This window comes from Dactylosporangium sp. NPDC049525 (assembly GCF_040676755.1).
In the GTDB taxonomy this organism is placed as follows: domain Bacteria; phylum Actinomycetota; class Actinomycetes; order Mycobacteriales; family Micromonosporaceae; genus Dactylosporangium.
On the sequence record NZ_JBFAPO010000005.1, the window covers coordinates 156,655 to 174,240 of the forward strand.

Here is a 17,586-nt window from a genome sequence, read left to right on the forward strand (position 1 = left end):
TCCATGTCCGAGCAGACATACGGTGAGAGCGGTGCCGACCTCAACCTGGTCGGCGTGACGAAGTCGTTCGGCGCCTTCACGGCCGTCGACGATCTCAGCCTGACGGTGCCCCAGGGGTCGTTCTTCGCCCTCCTCGGCGCCTCCGGCTGCGGCAAGACCACGACCCTGCGGATGATCGCCGGGCTCGAGGAGCCGACGACCGGCCGTATCCTGCTCGGCGATCAGGACGTGACCCGGCTTCGGCCCTACAAGCGTCCCGTCAACACGGTGTTCCAGAGCTACGCGCTCTTCCCGCACCTGAACATCTCCGACAACGTCGCGTTCGGCCTGCGCCGGCGCGGCGTCAAGGGTGTCGCCGACCAGGTGGAGCGGATGCTCCACCTGGTCGACCTGCAGGGCTTCGGCAAGCGCAAGCCGGCCCAGCTGTCCGGCGGCCAGCAGCAGCGGGTCGCCCTGGCCCGGGCGCTGATCAACCACCCGCAGGTGCTGCTGCTCGACGAGCCGCTCGGCGCGCTGGACCTCAAGCTGCGCCGGCAGATGCAGGTCGAGCTCAAGCGGATCCAGACCGAGGTCGGCATCACCTTCGTGCACGTGACCCACGACCAGGAGGAGGCCATGACCATGGCCGACACGGTCGCGGTCATGAACGCCGGGAAGATCGAGCAGCTCGGCAGCCCGGTGGAGATGTACGACTACCCCGGCACCGCCTTCGTCGCCAACTTCCTCGGCCAGTCCAACCTCTTCGCGGCGACGGTCACCGGCCGGTCCGGCGACGACGTCCTCGTCGAGGCGCACGGCGCCCGCTTCTCGCTGCCCGCGGCCCGCACCCGTGCGGACACCGGCTCGGTGTGGCTCGGGGTGCGGCCGGAGAAGATGCACCTGGCGGCCGGACTGGACAAGGTGCCGGCAGGGCACCAGTCCGTCACCGGCATCGTCACCGACTCCTCGTATGTCGGCGTCAGCACGCAATACCTGGTGCGCCCCGCCTGGGCCGACGAGCTCACGGTGTTCGTGCCCAACTCCGGCGTCGCCGCCCCGCAGGCGGTGGCCAGCGAAGTGACCGTGCACTGGCGGCCCGAGCACGCGTTCCTGCTCCCGCGTCCCGAAGGGCAGACGGTGGCACCGGTGGTCGACGCCGAGGCATTGGCATGAGCGGCCCGGAGCGCAGCGTAGGAGCTGCGGATCAGGGGTGCAGGTTTGGCCCATGCCGACGCCGGAGCGAAGCGGAGGTGGCGGGCATGAGCGGCCCGGAGCGCAGCGTAGGAGCTGCGAATCAGGGGTGCAGGTTTGGCTCATGCCGACGCCGGAGCGAAGCGGAGGTGGCGGCATGAGCGCTCTGGGTCATGTCGGAGGATCCACCGGTACACCCGCGAAACTGGAGAAGCCGAGGAAGCGCTGGCTGCCCTATCTGCTGCTGCTCCCCGGCGGCCTGTGGCTGATCCTGTTCTTCGCGGTGCCGGCGATCCAGCTCTTCGCCACCAGCCTCTACGATCCGAGCGGGTCCCTCGAAGAGGGCTACGCGATGACGTGGCAGTTCAGCAACTACGCCGACGCCGCGAGCGAATACTTCCCGCACTTCATGCGTTCGCTCGGCTACGCGGCCGTCACCACCGCCATCTGCCTGCTGCTGGGCTACCCCCTCGCGTACGCGATCGCGCTCAAGGGCGGGCGGTGGAAGAACCTGCTGCTGATCTGCGTGATCGCCCCGTTCTTCACCAGCTTCCTGATCCGCACCCTGGCCTGGAAGGTCATCCTGTCGGACAACGGCTGGGTCGTGACGACGCTCAACGCGCTGCACGTGCCGCTGCCCGACGGCCGGCTCCTCGCCACCACCCCGGCCGTCATCGCCGGCCTGGTCTACAACTTCCTGCCGTTCATGGTGCTGCCCCTGTACGCCAGCCTGGAGAAGCTCGACCCGCGGCTGCTCGAGGCCGCCGGTGACCTCTACGCCCGGCCGGTCGCCCGCTTCACCAAGGTCGCGCTGCCGCTGTCGATGCCCGGGGTCGTCGCCGGCACGCTGCTCACGTTCATCCCCGCGGCCGGCGACTACATCAACGCGCAGCTGCTGGGCACCAACCGCCAGTACATGATCGGCAACGTCATCCAGTCGAAGTTCCTGAGGGTCGGCGACTACCCGAGCGCCGCCGCGCTGTCGTTCACGCTCATGGCGGCGATCCTGGTCCTGGTCTTCGTCTACGTGCGGCGCGCCGGAACGGATGAGGTGCTCTGATGCTGCATCGCCTACGCCGCTACGTCGCCGACCGCTGGGTCATGGCGATCGGCCTGATCGTGCTGCTGTACCTGTTCGTCCCGATCGGCGTCGTCGCCGCGATGTCGTTCCGCGACGCCGGCCGCAACGCGCCCTACTCGCTGGAGAACTACAAGTTCACCTGGGCGCACTGGGCCGACCCGTTCGGCACCGCCGGCATCGGGCACGCGTTCTGGCTCAGCATCGCCATCGCCGCGCTCGCCACGCTCGGCGCCGTCATCCTCGGCACGCTGATGTCGTTCGCTCTGGCCCGCCACACGTTCCGCGGCCGGGCCGCGACCAACACGCTGATCTTCCTGCCGATGGCGACCCCCGAGATCGTCATGGGCTCCTCGCTGCTGGCGCTGTTCGTCGCCACGGGCGTGCAGCTCGGCTTCTGGACGATCGTCATCGCCCACGTCATGTTCTGCCTGTCGTTCGTGGTCGTCACCGTCAAGGCCCGGCTCGCCGGCCTCGACCCGCGGCTGCAGGAGGCCGCGATGGACCTCTACGCGAACGAGACGCAGACCTTCATGCGGGTCACGCTGCCGCTGGTCATGCCCGGCATCGTGGCGGCGGCACTGCTGTCGTTCTCGCTGTCCTTCGACGACTTCATCGTCACCAACTTCAACTCCGGCAGCGTCGTCACGTTCCCCATGTTCGTCTGGGGCGCCTCGCAGCGGGGCATCCCGCCGCAGATCAACGTGATCGGCACCGCCATGTTCGTGATCTCCTTCCTGGTCGTGCTCATCGGCCAGATCCCCAACATGCGCCGGAAGGCCTGACGTATGCGCCTGCTCATCGTCGGCGCCGGCGGCGTCGGCTCCGCCGCCGTGCGTATCCTTGCCCGCCGCGACTTCTTCGAGGCCTGCGTCGTCGCCGACTACTCGCTTCCGCGGGCCCAGGCGGCTGTGACGGACCCGCGGTTCACCGCGGTCCAGGTCGACGCCTCCTCCGCGGCCGCCGTCGAAGGATTGTGCCGGGAACACCGCATCACGTACGTGCTCAACGCCGTCGACCCGCGGTTCGTCATGCCGATCTTCGACGGGGCCTTCGCGGCCGGCGCGCACTACCTCGACATGGCCATGTCGCTGTCGAAGCCGCACGCCGAACGGCCCTATGAGGAGACCGGCGTGAAGCTCGGCGACGAGCAGTTCGCCGCCGCCGGGCAGTGGGAGGTCTCCGACCGGCTCGCCCTCGTCGGGATCGGCGTCGAGCCGGGCCTGTCCGACGTCTTCGCCCGGTACGCCGCCGACGAGCTCTTTTCCGAGGTGCACGAGATCGGCGTCCGCGACGGCGCGAACCTCGTCGTCGAGGGCTACGACTTCGCGCCGTCCTTCTCCATCTGGACGACGATCGAGGAGTGCCTGAACCCGCCGGTCATCTGGGAGCGGGAGCGCGGCTGGTACACCACGGCGCCGTTCTCCGAGCCGGAGGTGTTCGACTTTCCGGAGGGCATCGGCCCGGTCGAGTGCGTCAACGTCGAGCACGAAGAGGTCCTGCTCATCCCGCGCTGGGTCGCCAGCAACCGGGTCACGTTCAAGTACGGCCTCGGCGACGAGTTCATCGACGTGCTCAAGACGCTGCACAAGCTCGGCCTCGACTCGACCCGGAAGGTGAAGGTCGGCGGCGTCGAGGTCGCGCCGCGGGACGTGGTCGCCGCCTGCCTGCCCGACCCGGCCGGCCTCGGCGACCGGATGCACGGCAAGACCTGCGCGGGCACCTTGGTCACCGGGATCGGCAAGGACGGCGCTGCGCGCAGCACCTACCTGTACCACGTCGTGGACAACGCCTGGTCGATGGCCGAGTACGGCTCCCAGGCCGTCGTCTGGCAGACCGCGATCAACCCGGTGGTGGCCCTGGAGCTCCTGGCGAGCGGGGCCTGGCAGGGCCGCGGTGTGCTCGGCCCGGAGGCGCTGCCGCCGAAGCCGTTCCTGGAGTTGCTCACCGCATACGGCTCGCCGTGGGGTATCCAGGAAAAATGACCAGATACGGGCCCATGTACGGCCCCGACATCACGTTCCTGGGCGTGCCGCCCTGCGACCTCGCGGAGCTCCCGGAAGCGGACGTGGTCATCATCGGCGCGCCGTTCGACGGCGGCACCTCGCACCGCCCCGGCACCCGCTTCGGCCCCGGCGCCATCCGGCAGGCCTGCTACCTGGCTCACGACGGCTCCCGGCCGTCGCTCGCCCTGCGCGTCGACCCGCTGCAGGACCTGCGGGTCTTCGACGCCGGCGACGTCGAGATGTTCTCCGGCGACGCCGCCGGCGCGATCGCTTCCCTTGAGGACGCGGTGTACGCCGTGGCGTCCACCGGCGCGATCCCGGTGATCCTCGGCGGCGACCACACCATCGCCTGGCCCGACGCCACCGGCGTGGCCCGCCAGCTCGGCTACGGCCGGGTCTCCCTGGTCCATTTCGACGCCCACGCCGACACCGGCGACACCGAGTTCGGCTCCCTGGTCGGCCACGGCCAGCCGATGCGCCGCCTCATCGAGTCCGGTGCCGTGCGCGGCGACCGCTTCCTGCAGCTGGGCCTGCGTGGGTACTGGCCGGGCCCGGCCACGCTCGACTGGATGGCGCAGCAGCGGATGCGGTCGTACGAGATGACGGAGATCGTCGCCCGTGGGCTCGACGAGTGCCTGACGGAGGCGTTCACGATCGCGGTCGACGACTGCGACGGTGTCTTCCTGTCCGTGGACGTCGACGTCGTCGATCCCGGCATGGCCCCGGGCACCGGCACCCCCGAGCCCGGCGGCCTCACCTCGCGGCAGCTGCTCGACGCGGTCCGGCGCTGCTGCTACGAGCTGCCGGTCGTCGGTGTCGACGTGGTCGAGGTGTCACCACCGTACGACCACGCCGAGATCACCGCGTACCTCGCCAACCGGGTCGTGCTCGAGGCCCTGTCCGCCATCGCCCGCCGTCGCCGCGGCGACGCGTGGGACCCCCGTCAGCCCCTACTCGAGGGCCGCTAGCTCGTCCTCGGTCAGCAGCCGCGAGCGGATCAGGAAACGGACGCCCTCCGGTGCCTCCAGGGAGAAGCCGGAGCCGCGGCCGGGCACGACGTCGACGGTCAGGTGCGTGTGGCGCCACAGCGCGAACTGTGACCGCGACATCCAGAACGTGACGGGCTCGTCGACGCCGTCGATGCGCAGCGACTCCAGCAGTACGTCGGACGCGCCGGTGCGGAACTCGCCCTCCAGGTAGCACATGGGGGAGCTGCCGTCGCAGCAGCCGCCGGACTGGTGGAACATCAGCGGCCCGTGGGCGCCCCGCAGCGACCGGATGACGGCGGCCGCCGCGGGGGTGACCTCGACACGGGACTGGCCTGGGGTCATGGCTAGAAGAACCCGAGCTTGTTCGGCGAGTAGCTGACCAGGAGGTTCTTGGTCTGCTGGTAGTGCTCCAGCATCATCTTGTGGTTCTCCCGGCCGATGCCGGACTGCTTGTACCCGCCGAACGCGGCGTGCGCCGGGTACGCGTGGTAGCAGTTGGTCCACACCCGGCCGGCCTGGATGGCGCGGCCCGCCCGGTAGGCGGTGTTCGTGTCGCGGGTCCAGACGCCGGCGCCCAGCCCGTACAACGTGTCATTGGCGATCTTGATGGCGTCGGCGAAGTCGGCGAACGAGGTCACCGACACCACGGGCCCGAAGATCTCCTCCTGGAAGATCCGCATCGCGTTGTCGCCCTCGAAGACGGTCGGCTGCACGTAGTAGCCGCCGGCGAGCTCCCCGCCGAGGTCGGCCCGCTCGCCGCCGGTGAGGACCTTGGCGCCCTCCTGCCGGCCGATGTCGAGGTACGACAGGATCTTCTCCAGCTGGTCGTTGGACGCCTGCGCGCCGATCATCGTGCCGGTGTCCAGGGGGTGGCCCTGCGTGATGGCGTTGACCCGGTCGACGGCGGCGGCCATGAAGTCCGCGTAGTGCCCCTGCTGCACGAGAGCCCGCGACGGGCAGGTGCAGACTTCGCCCTGGTTGAGCGCGAACATGGCGAAGCCTTCGAGGGCCTTGTCGAGGAACGCGTCCTGCGCCGAGCTGACGTCGTCGAAGAAGATGTTCGGCGACTTGCCGCCGAGCTCCAGGGTCACGGGTTTGATGTTCTCGGAGGCGTATTGCATGATCAGCCGCCCGGTCGTGGTCTCGCCGGTGAAGGCGACCTTGGCGACCCGCGGGCTGCTGGCCAGGGGCTTGCCGGCCTCGACGCCGAAGCCGTTGACGATGTTGACCACGCCCGGTGGGAGCAGGTCGGCGATGAGCCCCATGAGGACGTGGATCGAGGCCGGGGTCTGCTCGGCGGGCTTGAGCACGACGGCGTTGCCGGCGGCCAGGGCGGGCGCCAGCTTCCACGTCGCCATCAGGATCGGGAAGTTCCACGGGATGATCTGCGCGACCACGCCGAGCGGCTCGTGGAAGTGGTACGCGACGGTGTCGTCGTCGAGCTCGCCGAGGCTGCCCTCCTGGGCACGGATGGCGCCGGCGAAGTAGCGGAAGTGGTCGATCGCCAGGGGGATGTCGGCGGCAAGGGTCTCCCGGATCGGCTTGCCGTTCTCCCAGGTCTCGGCGACGGCGAGGAGTTCGAGGTTCGCCTCCATCCGGTCGGCGATCCGGTTGAGGATGTTGGCGCGGTCGGCGACGGAGGTGCGCCCCCACGCGTCGGCGGCGCCGTGCGCCGCGTCGAGGGCGAGCTCGACGTCCTCCGCGGTGCCCCGGGCGATCTCGCAGAAGGTCTCGCCGGTCACGGGAGTGGGATTCTCGAAGTACTGACCGCGGACGGGTTTGACGTACTCGCCGCCGATCCAGTGGTCGTACCGGGGCTGGAAGGTGACGAGGGCCCCGTCCTGGCCGGGTGCTGCGTAACGGGTCATGCCCGGACGTTAATTACGGGGACGTTGCAACCACGTTGCGTCCGGTGGCGCGTACTCGTCGGCGAGCTGCTGGATCCGGTCCAGGGCCATCGCCGCGCGCGGAGAGCCGGGCGGCAGCGCCTGCGCCAGGGCCTCCCACATCCACAGGTCCTCGGCGCCCCAGCTGGACCTGGTCCAGTCCTCCAGCAGCGCCGGGTCGTGCGACGCGCGGACCGCCGCCCGCAGCTGGCTCTCCACGAGCCGCCGCAGCCGGACGATTCCGGGGGCGTCGGAGCCGGGGAGCAGCGGGCCGCTGTACACCCGCAGCGCCGCCGCGACCTCGCCGCGCCGCAGCAGGGCGGCGACGTCCTGGAAGTCCGCGGTCACGGGCTCCTGGAGGCGGTAGGGCCGCGACGACAGCAGCGGCCCGAGGATCCGGCGCAGCCGGGACAGCTCGGCCCGCACGGTCACCGGGTTGAGCTCGTCACCGTAGAGCTCCAGGCCGAGCTGGTCGCCGGTGAGGCCCTCGGGATGCTGCAGCAGCAGGACCAGCAGTTCGCTGTGCCGCCGGCCGAGTTTCAGGGTCTTGCTGTGCGCGGTCAGCAGCCCTTCGTGCCGCCCGAGTGTGACGAAGCGTCCCGCCCGCGGCGGCGGCAGCGTGGCCAGGTGGGCCTCGGCGGCCCGGGCGGTGGCCTGCACCAGGGCGAGGCTGTGCGGGTTGGCGAGGTGGTCGCCGCCGGTGACGTCGACCGCGCCGAGCAGCAGCCCGGTGTGCGGGTCGTGGATCGGCGCCGCGGAGCACGTCCACGGCTGCGCCCGGCGGCTGAAGTGCTCGGTCGCGAAGATCTGCACCGCGTGGTCGACGGCGACGGCGGTGCCGGGCGCGTTGGTGCCGGCGTGCGCCTCGTCCCAGTGCGCCCCGGCGACGAAGTTCATCGCCTCGGCCTTGCGCAGCACGGCGCTGTGCCCCTCGACCCACAGCAGCCGCCCGCGCGCGTCGCAGATCGCCATGAGATGGTCGCCGTCCTCGGCGATGCTGCCGAGCAGGTCCCGGAACAGCGGCAGGGTGTGCCGCAGCGGGTGGGTCGCCCGGTACTCCTCCAGGGAGTCGAGGTCCACGGGTGCGGCGGCGTCGGGGTCCAGGTGCGCCGCGGCGCTGCGCCGCCAGGAGTCGGCCACCACGCTGCGCACGTCGGTGACGGTGCCGGCGCCGGCGAGGAATGCGTCGTGGGCGGCACCCATCTGCCGGGTCCGCTCCCGCGGGTCGGCGCCGGCGCGCAGTGCCAACCAGGGATTCCTCATGCCCCATAGTGACCCCGGTCACGCTTGATCCGCCAGTGCCCCGGCCTGTGCGACCGGGGCACTGCACTCAGAGCGCGGACTCCAGCGCGTCCAGGGCGCGGCCCAGGGTGGCGTCGTCCATGACCAGCGGCGGCAGGAAGCGGATCACGTTGCCGTAGGTGCCGCAGGTGAGCAGCAGCAGGCCGGCCTCGTGCGCTGCTTTCTGGATGGCCGCGGTCCTGGCCGGGTCGGGGGTGGCTCCGGGCGGCGCGCCGCGTCCCGGCACCCGTTCCGGGGCGCCCGGCGCGACGATCTCCAGGGCCAGCATCGCGCCCCGGCCGCGGACCTCGCCGATGTGCGGGTGTGCCGCCGCGAGGGATTCCAGCCGTGGTCGCATGACCGACTCGATCCGTCGCGCGGCCGCGGCCAGGTCCAGCTCCCGCATCGTCTCGATCGAGGCGAGCGCGGCCGCGCAGGCGATCGGGTTGCCGCCGTACGTGCCGCCGAGACCACCGACGTGCACCGCGTCCATCAGCTCGGCCCGGCCGGTCACCGCGGCGAGGGGCAGGCCGCCGGCGATGCCCTTCGCGGTGGTGACCAGGTCGGGCTCCACCGCCTCGTGGGTGGAGGCGAACCACTCGCCGGTGCGGCAGAAGCCGGTCTGGATCTCGTCGGCCACGAACAGCGCACCGGATGAGCGCGCCCATGCCGCGATCGACGGCAGGAACCCGGGCGCGGGCACGATGAAGCCGCCCTCGCCCTGGATCGGCTCGATGAGCACGGCGGCGACCTGGTCGGCGCCGACCTGCTTCTCGATCATCCCGATCGCGAGGGCGGCCGCGTCGGGGCCGGACAGCCCGTCGCGGAACGGGTATGACATCGGCACCCGGTAGATCTCCCCGGCGAACGGGCCGAAGCCGTGCTTGTAGGGCATCGCCTTCGCGGTCAGCGCCATCGTGAGGTTGGTGCGGCCGTGGTAGGCGTGGTCGAACACCACGACCGCCTGCCGCCCGGTGGCGTGCCGGGCGATCTTCACCGCGTTCTCGACCGCTTCGGCACCGGAGTTGAACAGCGCCGAGCGCTTCTCGAACGCGCCCGGGGTCAATGCGTTCAGCTGCTCGCACACGGCGACGTAGCTCTCGTACGGCGCGATCATGAAGCAGGTGTGGGTGAAGCGCTCGACCTGGCGCCGCACCGCCTCCACCACCTTCGGCGAGGCGTTGCCGACGTTGGTGACGGCGATGCCGGCGGCCAGGTCGATCCACTCGCGACCGTCGACGTCGGTCAGCGTGCCGCCCGCCGCGTGGTCCACATAGGACGAGATCATGCTGCTGACGCCGCGGGCGACCGCTGCCGTGCGGCGTTTGTGGATGTCCTCGGAGGCGCCCATCACAAGTCGATGTTGTGCATGACGTGCTTGATCCGGGTGTAGTCCTCCAGCCCGTACATCGACAGGTCCTTGCCGTAGCCGGAGGACTTGAAGCCGCCGTGCGGCATCTCGGCGACGATCGGGATGTGGGCGTTGACCCACACGCAGCCGAAGTCGAGCCGGCGGGTCATCCGCATCGCCCGGCCGTGGTCCTTCGTCCAGACCGAGGAGGACAGCCCGTATTCCACCCCGTTGGCCCAGCGGACCGCCTCGTCCTCGTCGGTGAAGCGCTGCACGGTGATGACCGGGCCGAAGACCTCGTCCTGGATGATCTCGTCCTCCTGGCGCAGGCCGGAGACGACGGTGGGGGAGTAGAAGTAGCCCCGGTCGCCGACCCGTGCGCCGCCCGCGTTGAGCTTCGCGTGGTCGGGCAGCCGGTCGACGAAGCCGGCCACCCGGGCCAGCTGGTTGGCGTTGTTCAGCGGGCCGTAGAGCACGTCCTCGTCGTCGGGCGCGCCGGTCTTCGTCGCGGCGGCCTGCTCGGCGATCGCGGCCACGAAGTCGTCGTAGATGCCGGGGCCGGCCAGCACGCGGGTCGCCGCGGTGCAGTCCTGCCCGGCGTTGAAGTAGCCGGCGACCGCGATCGCCTCGGCGGCCGCCTCCAGGTCCGCGTCGTCGAAGACCACGACCGGCGCTTTGCCGCCGAGCTCCAGGTGGGTGCGCTTGAGCATGGGCGCGGCGGCGCCGGCGACCTCGCGGCCCGCGCGCACCGAGCCGGTGATCGACACGAACTGCGGGATCGGGTGCGACACCAGGGCCCGGCCGGTGTCCCGGTCGCCGGTGACCACGTTGAGCACGCCCGGCGGCAGGAACTCCGCGGCCAGCTCGGCCAGCAGCAGCGACGACACCGGGGTGGTGTCGGACGGCTTGAGCACGACGGTGTTGCCGGCGGCGAGGGCCGGCGCGATCTTCCAGATGGCCATCATCAGCGGGTAGTTCCACGGGGTCACCTGCGCGCAGACGCCGATCGGCTCGCGGCGCACGTAACTGGTGTGGCCCTTCATGTACTCCCCGGCGGACTTGCCCTCCAGGACGCGGGCGGCGCCGGCGAAGAACCGGACCTGGTCGACCGCCGGGGGCAGCTCGTCGCTGGTGGTCAGCGCGCGCGGCTTGCCCGTGTTCTGGCACTCGGCGTCGATGAGCTCGGCCGCGCGGTCCTCCATGGCGTCGGCGAGCTTCAGCAGCGCCCGCTGCCGCTCCGCGGGGGTGGCGTCCCGCCACGTCTCGAACGCCTTGCTGGCCGCCTTCACCGCGCGGTCGACGTCGGCCTCACCCGAAACCGGTGCGGAGGCGAACACCTCACCGGTCGACGGGTCGATCAGGTCCGAATAACGGCCGTCGGCGGGCTCCACGTGGGCGCCGTCGATGAAGTTCTGCAGTTGCTTGGTCATTGTCCACTCCTTTGAGTGCCGGCAGCCACATCCTTCCACCGATTCCGCAGCGCACAACCCTTTGAGCAACTGTTTCCGCGTCGTGAACGGGCCTGCGGCGGCGTAGTCTGGCGGTTGTGACCCCGTTCTACATCGCCGGCCGACCGGCGACCAGCGACGACGCCGTCGAGATCCGCCACCCGTTCGACGGCCGCGTGGTCGGCAGCACGTCCAACGCCACCCCGGCGCAGGTCGAGGAGGCCGTCGCGGCAGCCGACGCGGTGCGCCACGAGGCCGCCGCACTCCCGGCGAGCGTCCGCGCGGCGGCCCTGGACCATGTCAGCGCCCGGCTCAAGGAACGCGCCGAGGAGATCGCCCAGCTGATCACCGGGGAGAACGGCAAGCCGCTGAAGTGGTCCCGCGGTGAGGTCGGCCGGGCGGTGTCGACGTTCCGCTGGGCCGCCGAGGAGGCCCGCCGCTTCTCCGGCGCCGTGCAGCGCCTCGACACCGACCCCGCCGCGACCGGCAGGATCGCCCTGGTCAAGCGGGTGCCGAAGGGTCCGGTGCTGGGCATCGCCCCGTTCAACTTCCCGCTGAACCTGGTCGCGCACAAGGTCGCCCCGGCGATCGCCGTCGGTGCGCCGATCGTGCTGAAGCCCGCGCCGGCGACCCCGCTCAGCGCCCTGCTGCTCGGGGAGATCCTCGCCGAGACCGACCTGCCCGCCGGCATGTGGTCGGTCGTGCCGATCCCCAACGACCGCGCCCCGGCACTGGTCGCCGACCCGCGCCTGCCGGTGGTGTCCTTCACCGGCTCCGGCCCGGTCGGCTGGCAGATCCGCGAGTCGGTGCCCCGCAAGCACGTCACCCTGGAGCTCGGCGGCAACGCCGCGGTCCTGGTCTGCGAGGACTGGGACGACCTGGACTGGGCCGCGACCCGCATCGCCACGTTCTCCAACTACCAGGCCGGGCAGAGCTGCATCGCGGTGCAGCGGGTGTATGTGCACGACCGGCACTTCGACGTCCTCAGCGACAAGCTGGTCGCGGCGGTCGAGGCGCAGGTGACCGGCTCGCCGTGGGAGGACGCCACCGACGTCGGCCCGCTGATCAGCCAGGGCGCCGCGGAGCGGGTCGAGTCCTGGGTCACCGAGGCCGTCTCGGCCGGCGCGAAGCTGCTGACCGGCGGCACCCGCGACGGCTCCGCCTACGCGCCGACCGTGCTGACCGGCGTGCCCGCCGGCGCGAAGGTCGTCGCCGAGGAGGTCTTCGGCCCGGTCCTGGTCCTGGAGCGGGTCCAGTCCGACGCGGCCGGCCTCGCCGCGGTCAACGACTCGCAGTTCGGGCTGCAGGCGGGCGTCTTCACCCGCCGCCTCGACCGGGCCTTCGAGGCGCACCGCGTCCTGGACGTGGGCGGCATCATCGTCGGCGACGTCCCCAGCTACCGCGCCGACCAGATGCCCTACGGCGGCGCCAAGGCCAGCGGCGTCGGCCGCGAGGGCCTCGCCAGCGCCATGGCCGACTACACCGACGAGCGGGTCATGGTCCTGACGGGTCTGCAGCTTTAGCGGCGGAGCCCGGCGGCCGGTCCTGCGTCTCGTGCAGCCGCTGGTCCCAGACGTCGGGCTCCAGGAAGACGAAGCATTCGTAGTCCAGCGACTCGCGGATCCTGGCCTCGGCTCCGTTGATCGCCGCGGCGACGTGCGCCACGGTCTCGTCGGCGGCGAAGGCGACCTTCGCCGCGATCAGCAGCTGGTCGGGGCCCAGGTGCATGGTCCGCAGGTGGATCATCCGCTCGGCGAGGGGCTCCGCCTCGATCGCCGCCTCGATCCGCTGCAGCGTGTCCTGGTCGGCGGACTCGCCGATCAGCAGGCTGCGCATCCGCAGCGACAGGGTGATCGAGATGACGACCAGCAGCACGCCGATGGCGACGGTCCCGATCGCGTCCCACCGCCCGTCGCCGGTGACGACGGCGAGGGTGATCCCGACGGTGGCGAAGGCCAGGCCGGTGAGCGCCCCGAAGTCCTCGGCGAGGACGACCGGCAGCTCCGGGGAGCGGGTGGTCCGGATGAACCGCAGCCACGGCAGCCCGCGCCGGGACGGCTGGGCCTCGTGCACCGCGGTGCGCAGCGAGAAGGACTCCAGCACGATCGAGACGCCGAGCACCACGAACGCCCAGATCGGCGACTCGACCGGCTCCGGGGCGTGCAGTTTCTCCCATCCCTCGAAGAGGGCGAAGACGCCGCCGACGAGGAAGATGACAAGGGTCACCAGGAAGCCGTAGAAGTAGCGGAACCGTTGGTATCCGAACGGGTGCAGCGACGAGGCCTCCCGCTCGGCCCGCCGGCCGCCGATGAGCAGCAGCAGCTGGTTGGCGGTGTCGGCGACCGAGTGCACGGCCTCGGCCAGCAGCGCCGAGGACCCCGTGAACAGGAACGCGACGAACTTGCTGACGGCGATGCCGAGATTGGCGGCGAACGCGGCGATGATCGCCCTCTTGGAGTTACCTTCCTCGGCCACGCTCATGCTGTACCACACCTGTGACGTGAACTAACACCGGCAACTCCGGACTGACACGTATGCGGAACGTCACCGCACTAGGCTTCGGCGTAGGACAGCGACCACGACAGGAGCGCGGACTGTGATCGACCTGAGCCGGATCGTCAAGGCCTACGACGTGCGGGGGACGGTGCCCGACCAGCTCAACGAGCCGGTCGCCGAGGCGCTCGGCAGGGCATTCGTGCAGACGCTGCGCAGCCGCGGCGAGTTCGTCGAGCGCGTGGTGACGGCGCACGACATGCGTGAGTCGGGTCCGGCACTTGCTTCGGCGTTTGCGGCGGGGGTACGAGCCGAGGGCGCCGACGTGATCGAATCGGGACTCGGGTCCACGGACCTGCTGTACTTCGCCTCCGGCACGCTCGACCTGCCCGGCGCCATGTTCACGGCGAGTCACAACCCGGCCCAGTACAACGGCATCAAGCTGTGCAAGCAGGGCGCGAAGCCGGTCGGGCAGGACTCCGGCCTGACCGAGATCCGCGAGCGCGCCCAGGCGATCCTCGAGGGCCGGGGCGAGCCGCCGGCCGGCGGGCGGCAGGGCGGCATCGAGCAGCGCGGCATGCTGGACGCCTACGCGGCCTACCTGCGCAACCTGGTCGACCTCACCGGCATCCGGCCGCTGACCGTCGTCGTGGACGCCGGCAACGGCATGGGCGGCTACACCGTGCCGGCGGTGCTCGGCCAGGGCCTGCCGCTGACGATCATCCCGCTGTACTTCGAGCTGGACGGCTCGTTCCCCAACCACGAGGCCAACCCCCTGGAGCCGGCGAACCTGGTGGACCTGCAGGCGAAGGTTCGCGAGACCGGCGCCGACCTGGGCCTCGCCTTCGACGGCGACGCCGACCGGTGCTTCGTCATCGACGAGCGCGGCGAGGCCGTGTCCCCCTCGACGATCACCGCGATGGTGGCGGTGCGGGAGCTGGCGAAGGCGCCCGGCGCCACGATCATCCACAACCTCATCACCTCCCGGGCCGTGCCGGAGATCGTGCGCGAGCACGGCGGCGTGCCGGTCCGCACCCGCGTCGGGCACTCGTTCATCAAGGCGGAGATGGCCACGACCGGCGCCGTCTTCGGCGGCGAGCACTCCGCGCACTACTACTTCAGCGACTTCTGGGGCGCCGACACCGGCATGCTCGCCGCCATGCACACCCTGGCGATGCTCGGCGGTCAGGCGGCCCCGCTGTCGGCGCTGACCAAGGACTACGTGCGCTACGCGGACTCCGGGGAGATCAATTCCACGGTCACCGACCCGGTCGCGAAGATGGCCGAGATCGAGGCCGCCTACCCGGTGCCGGTCGACCGCCTCGACGGGATCACGCTGGACTTTCCCGACGGCAGCTGGGTCAGTGTGCGGCCATCCAACACGGAGCCGCTCCTGCGGCTTAACGTTGAGGCGCCGACCGCGGAGCGGATGGCAGCCCTGCGCGATGAAATGCTTGACGTCATCCGCCGCTGACGATCGCCGCTAGAAGGAGTTGGAACAGACGTGTCCGTCGACCCCGCCCTGCTTTCCATCCTGCGTTGTCCGGACGAGCACCACGCCGAGCTGACCCTCGACGCCGCAGCGCAGACGCTGACCTGCACTTCCTGCGGGCGGATCTTCGAGATCCGGGACGGCATCCCCGTGCTGCTGCTCGACGAGGCCAAGCTCCCCGAGGCTGAGCTCCCCGAGGCCAAACTGCCCGAGGGCGGTGCCGCATGAACCCCCTGGAGGGCACCGCCGGCGTCCGCGGGCACCGGGAGATCGACCTGTCGCTGCTCGACGACGCCGCGGCCCTGGAGCGCAACGACCCGGGCGGCATGCTGCGGGCCACCGCGTCGGCCGGCGCCCAGGTCCGCGAGTCGGCCGCCCTGGCGGCCGAGACCGACCTGAGCGCCCTGGCCGACGAGGGCCGCCCCCGCGCCGTCGTCGTCGCCGGGGTCGGCACCGCCGCCCGCACCGGCGACATCCTGGAGACGGTGGCGGGCCCCCGCTGCCCGGTGCCGGTGCTCGCGCACCGCAGCGCCGGCATCCCGGGCTGGGTCGGCGCCGCCGACGTCGTCATCGCCGTCTCCGCGTCCGGCCGCTCCCCGGAGGCCCTCGCGGCCGCCGAGGCCGCGGGCCGTCGCGGTGCCCGGCTCGTCGCGATCGGCGCCCCGGACACGCAGCTGCACGCGCTCGCCGACCGCTTCCGGGCGCCGTTCATCCCGGTGCCGCGCCGCGCCCCGGCCCGCGCCAGCCTGTGGGGCCTGGCCGTGCCGGTGCTCCTGGCCGGCCGGCAGCTCGGCCTGGTCAAGGTCAACGAGGCGGACTTCGCGGAGACCGCCGCCCGGCTCGACGCCGACGCCGATCGGTGCCGCATGACCCTCGAGTCGTTCGTCAACCCGGGCAAGAGCCTCGCCCTGGACCTGGCGCTGTCCGTGCCGATCGTGTGGGGCTCCTCACCCCTGGCGAACGTCGCGGCCCGCCGCTTCGGCGACGTCCTGGCCGCCAACGCCCGCTACCCGGCAGTCGCCGGCGCGCTCGGTGAGGCGGGCCGCGGCCGGGTCGGTCTGCTCGACGGCGTCTACGGCGGGCTGGCCGAGGCCGGCCGGGACATCTTCGCCGACCCTGCCGACAGTGACGACTCGGTGACCCGGCTGCGGCTGGTCCTGCTCCGCGACGGCGGCCTCGCCGAGGACGAGGAAGAGGCCGACGGCGAGCCTTCTGCGGTGGAGGAGAAGCGGGCCGAGGCGGTCCAGCAGCTCGCCGAGCGCCGCGGCGTGCGGGTGAGCCTCATCACCGCCGAGGGCGGCTCGGCGCTGGAGCGACTTGCGTCTCTCGTCGCGGTGCCCGACTTCGCTTCGATCTATCTTGGACTCGCGCACGGCTTCGACCCCATGGCCGTGCCCGCCGTGTCCGAGATGAAGGAGCTGGTCAGTCCATGAGCACAGAGGGTGGTACGAAGGCCGTTGTCGCGGCTTTGTTCGCGAACCTCGGCATCGCTGTCACCAAGTTCGTGGCGTTCCTGCTCACCGGGTCGTCGTCGATGCTGGCCGAGGCGATCCACTCCGTCGCCGACTCCGGCAACCAGGGCCTGCTGCTGTTCGGCGGCCGCCAGTCCAAGCGGCGCGCTGACGCCGAGCACCCGTTCGGCTACGGCCGCGAGCGCTATGTCTACGCGTTCGTCGTCGCGGTCGTGCTGTTCTTCGTCGGCGGGATCTTCGCGCTGTACGAGGCCTGGCACAAGATCGGTCACCCCGCGCCGATCGACAAGTGGCAGTGGGTCCCGGTCACCGTGCTCGTCGCGGCGATCGTCATGGAGAGCCTGTCCTTCCGCACCGCGATCCTGGAGACCAAGAAGGTCAAGGGCGACGGCGTCAGCTGGTGGCAGTTCATCCAGCGGGCGAAGGAGCCGGAGCTGCCGGTCATCCTGCTGGAGGACCTCGCCGCCCTGGTCGGCCTGGTCTTCGCGCTGTTCGGCGTCAGCCTGACCCTGATCACCGGCGACGGCATCTGGGACGGCATCGGCACCGCCGCGATCGGCGTGCTGCTCATCGTGGTCGCCGCGATCCTCGCGGTGGAGATGAAGGGCCTGCTCGTCGGCGAGGCCGCGTCCCCGGAGCAGATCGCGCAGATCAAGGCCGCGATCGTCGCCGGGCCCGAGGTCGAGTCGCTGATCCACATGCGCACCGTGCACCTCGGCCCCGACGAGCTGCTGGTCGCGGCGAAGATCGCGGTCCGGCACGACGAGACCGCGGCCGAGGTGGCCCGTGGCATCGACGCCGCCGAGTCCCGGATCCGGGCGGCGGTGCCTATCGCCACGATCATCTACCTGGAGCCGGACATCTACCAGGCAGGGAAGCCCGCGAAGACGGACCTGCCGGACACCGCGGAGGCGCACTAG

General features: G+C 71.3%; 16 protein-coding genes. 10 read left to right on the plus strand and 6 right to left on the minus strand.

Features of this window, described 5'->3' with window-relative positions:
- Positions 1-3 precede the first annotated feature (3 nt).
- From AB0K00_RS11090 to speB, 5 genes are all read left to right on the plus strand, one after another.
- Positions 4-1,152, plus strand: a complete 1,149-nt coding sequence (locus AB0K00_RS11090) for an ABC transporter ATP-binding protein (protein ID WP_363518586.1) — start codon at positions 4-6, stop codon at positions 1,150-1,152.
- Positions 1,153-1,327: 175 nt separating this feature from the next.
- Entirely contained in the window at positions 1,328-2,230 is a 903-nt protein-coding gene (locus AB0K00_RS11095; RefSeq protein ID WP_363518588.1) for an ABC transporter permease, read from the plus strand.
- On the plus strand, positions 2,230-3,033 hold the full coding sequence (locus AB0K00_RS11100) for an ABC transporter permease (protein ID WP_363518590.1): 804 nt from the start codon (positions 2,230-2,232) through the stop codon (positions 3,031-3,033). Before AB0K00_RS11095 ends, AB0K00_RS11100 begins: the two co-directional genes overlap by 1 nt.
- A gap of 3 nt (positions 3,034-3,036) precedes the next feature.
- Positions 3,037-4,233, plus strand: a complete 1,197-nt coding sequence (locus AB0K00_RS11105; RefSeq protein WP_363518592.1) for a saccharopine dehydrogenase C-terminal domain-containing protein — start codon at positions 3,037-3,039, stop codon at positions 4,231-4,233.
- Positions 4,230-5,222, plus strand: a complete 993-nt coding sequence (gene speB / locus AB0K00_RS11110) for an agmatinase (RefSeq protein ID WP_363518594.1) — start codon at positions 4,230-4,232, stop codon at positions 5,220-5,222. Before AB0K00_RS11105 ends, speB begins: the two co-directional genes overlap by 4 nt.
- On the opposite strand, the gene AB0K00_RS11115 is transcribed toward speB, so the two are convergent.
- The 5 genes from AB0K00_RS11115 to AB0K00_RS11135 all read right to left on the minus strand — a co-directional run bounded on the left by AB0K00_RS11115 (position 5,205) and on the right by AB0K00_RS11135 (position 11,191).
- Positions 5,205-5,585 (minus strand): DUF779 domain-containing protein, encoded by a 381-nt coding sequence (locus AB0K00_RS11115; protein WP_363518596.1) that lies wholly within the window; start codon positions 5,583-5,585, stop codon positions 5,205-5,207. The genes speB and AB0K00_RS11115 overlap by 18 nt on opposite strands.
- A 2-nt stretch (positions 5,586-5,587) precedes the next feature.
- A complete protein-coding gene (gene adh, locus AB0K00_RS11120; RefSeq protein WP_363518597.1) occupies positions 5,588-7,111 on the minus strand; it encodes an aldehyde dehydrogenase in 1,524 nt (507 codons plus the stop codon).
- A 9-nt stretch (positions 7,112-7,120) separates the two neighbouring features.
- Positions 7,121-8,392, minus strand: a complete 1,272-nt coding sequence (locus AB0K00_RS11125; protein ID WP_363518599.1) for a GAF domain-containing protein — start codon at positions 8,390-8,392, stop codon at positions 7,121-7,123.
- A gap of 67 nt (positions 8,393-8,459) precedes the next feature.
- The gene (gene gabT / locus AB0K00_RS11130) at positions 8,460-9,761 is read right to left on the minus strand and encodes a 4-aminobutyrate--2-oxoglutarate transaminase (RefSeq protein WP_363518601.1); all 1,302 of its coding nucleotides are present in this window, start codon (positions 9,759-9,761) and stop codon (positions 8,460-8,462) included.
- Positions 9,761-11,191, minus strand: coding sequence for a gamma-aminobutyraldehyde dehydrogenase (locus tag AB0K00_RS11135; RefSeq protein ID WP_363518603.1), 1,431 nt, complete (start codon positions 11,189-11,191; stop codon positions 9,761-9,763). The genes gabT and AB0K00_RS11135 overlap by 1 nt, the downstream gene beginning before the upstream one ends.
- A 116-nt stretch (positions 11,192-11,307) precedes the next feature.
- On the opposite strand from AB0K00_RS11135, the gene AB0K00_RS11140 reads away from it, so the two are divergent.
- Positions 11,308-12,732, plus strand: coding sequence for an aldehyde dehydrogenase family protein (locus tag AB0K00_RS11140; RefSeq protein WP_363518605.1), 1,425 nt, complete (start codon positions 11,308-11,310; stop codon positions 12,730-12,732).
- On the opposite strand, the gene AB0K00_RS11145 is transcribed toward AB0K00_RS11140, so the two are convergent.
- A complete protein-coding gene (locus AB0K00_RS11145; RefSeq protein ID WP_363518607.1) occupies positions 12,704-13,690 on the minus strand; it encodes a cation diffusion facilitator family transporter in 987 nt (328 codons plus the stop codon). The genes AB0K00_RS11140 and AB0K00_RS11145 overlap by 29 nt on opposite strands.
- A gap of 115 nt (positions 13,691-13,805) precedes the next feature.
- On the opposite strand from AB0K00_RS11145, the gene AB0K00_RS11150 reads away from it, so the two are divergent.
- From AB0K00_RS11150 to AB0K00_RS11165, 4 genes are read left to right on the plus strand one after another with little or no spacing between them, the layout of a single operon-like run.
- Positions 13,806-15,176, plus strand: coding sequence for a phosphomannomutase/phosphoglucomutase (locus AB0K00_RS11150; RefSeq protein ID WP_363518609.1), 1,371 nt, complete (start codon positions 13,806-13,808; stop codon positions 15,174-15,176).
- A gap of 30 nt (positions 15,177-15,206) precedes the next feature.
- Entirely contained in the window at positions 15,207-15,422 is a 216-nt protein-coding gene (locus tag AB0K00_RS11155) for a Trm112 family protein (RefSeq protein WP_363518612.1), read from the plus strand.
- Entirely contained in the window at positions 15,419-16,627 is a 1,209-nt protein-coding gene (locus tag AB0K00_RS11160; RefSeq protein WP_363518614.1) for an SIS domain-containing protein, read from the plus strand. Before AB0K00_RS11155 ends, AB0K00_RS11160 begins: the two co-directional genes overlap by 4 nt.
- Positions 16,624-17,586: a cation diffusion facilitator family transporter gene (locus AB0K00_RS11165; protein WP_363518617.1), complete on the plus strand. Its 963-nt coding sequence runs from the start codon at positions 16,624-16,626 to the stop codon at positions 17,584-17,586. Before AB0K00_RS11160 ends, AB0K00_RS11165 begins: the two co-directional genes overlap by 4 nt.

Coding starts and splice junctions, on each gene's coding strand:
- AB0K00_RS11090 (WP_363518586.1), top strand. CDS start 4: ATGTCCGAGCAGACATACGGTGAGAGCGGTGCCGACCTCAACCTGGTC.
- AB0K00_RS11095 (WP_363518588.1), top strand. CDS start 1,328: ATGAGCGCTCTGGGTCATGTCGGAGGATCCACCGGTACACCCGCGAAA.
- AB0K00_RS11100 (WP_363518590.1), top strand. CDS start 2,230: ATGCTGCATCGCCTACGCCGCTACGTCGCCGACCGCTGGGTCATGGCG.
- AB0K00_RS11105 (WP_363518592.1), top strand. CDS start 3,037: ATGCGCCTGCTCATCGTCGGCGCCGGCGGCGTCGGCTCCGCCGCCGTG.
- speB (WP_363518594.1), top strand. CDS start 4,230: ATGACCAGATACGGGCCCATGTACGGCCCCGACATCACGTTCCTGGGC.
- AB0K00_RS11115 (WP_363518596.1), bottom strand. CDS start 5,585: ATGACCCCAGGCCAGTCCCGTGTCGAGGTCACCCCCGCGGCGGCCGCC.
- adh (WP_363518597.1), bottom strand. CDS start 7,111: ATGACCCGTTACGCAGCACCCGGCCAGGACGGGGCCCTCGTCACCTTC.
- AB0K00_RS11125 (WP_363518599.1), bottom strand. CDS start 8,392: ATGAGGAATCCCTGGTTGGCACTGCGCGCCGGCGCCGACCCGCGGGAG.
- gabT (WP_363518601.1), bottom strand. CDS start 9,761: ATGGGCGCCTCCGAGGACATCCACAAACGCCGCACGGCAGCGGTCGCC.
- AB0K00_RS11135 (WP_363518603.1), bottom strand. CDS start 11,191: ATGACCAAGCAACTGCAGAACTTCATCGACGGCGCCCACGTGGAGCCC.
- AB0K00_RS11145 (WP_363518607.1), bottom strand. CDS start 13,690: ATGAGCGTGGCCGAGGAAGGTAACTCCAAGAGGGCGATCATCGCCGCG.
- AB0K00_RS11160 (WP_363518614.1), top strand. CDS start 15,419: ATGAACCCCCTGGAGGGCACCGCCGGCGTCCGCGGGCACCGGGAGATC.
- AB0K00_RS11165 (WP_363518617.1), top strand. CDS start 16,624: ATGAGCACAGAGGGTGGTACGAAGGCCGTTGTCGCGGCTTTGTTCGCG.